Raw genomic sequence first — 881 nt, forward strand, 5'->3', positions numbered from 1 at the left:
GCCATCTATCAAGCGCATGTGATGAAGTACTTACATAGTCGAGAGCTTACTGATAAAAGCAATCGAAAAGTCTGGTGATTTGTAGGCGATGGCGAGACAGATGAGCCTGAGACGCTTGGCTCCATAGCTCTAGCGGGGCGAGAAAAACTCGATAACCTGATATTTGTCGTGAACTGTAACCGTCAAAGGTTGGATGGGCCTGTTAGAGGAAACGGTAAAATTATTCAAGAACTTGAAGGGGTATTCCGCGGCGCAGGGTGGAATGTTATCAAGGTTATTTGGGGACGGATGTGGGACCCTCTGTTTGATCAAGATACTGATGGCTCGATGCAGCGCGCGATGGATGAAGTGGTTGATGGCGAGATGCAAAACTTTAAGTCAAATGGTGCGGCTTATACGAGGAAGCACTTCTTTGGTCGCTATCCGGAGCTTGCCAAGTTAGCTGAGCAATTGAGTGATCGGGATATTGAGCAACTTAATCGTGGCGGGCATGATCCTTACAAGGTTTATGCTGCGTATCATAAGGCGGTTAATCATAAAGGTCAGCCGACCGTTATTCTGGCGCACACGATCAAAGGTTATGGCTTTGGTAAGGTTGGTGAAGGAACAAACAGTACTCACTCGCTGAAGAAACTTGATGTCGAAACACTTAAGGCATTCCGTGACCGGTTTGGGGTGCCTGTCAGCGATGACGATATAGAATCAATCCCTTACTATCAGCCATCAGCAGACAGCCCTGAAGCTGTCTATATGAAAAAACGCCGAGAGGAACTAGGTGGATTCTATCCAAAACGGCGTGCCCAGAGTCAGCCTTTGGTGACGCCTGACTTGAGTTTTTTCAAGAATCAACTAGAGGGCAGTGGTGAGAGAGAAATCTCAAC

At 47.3% G+C, this 881-nt stretch carries 1 pseudogene; it reads left to right on the top strand.

From position 1 onward, the window contains the following. Window positions 1-881: pseudogene (gene aceE / locus A3766_RS10045) on the top strand (pyruvate dehydrogenase (acetyl-transferring), homodimeric type); the annotation flags it as partial.

It is taken from the genome of Oleiphilus sp. HI0132 (assembly GCF_001635845.1).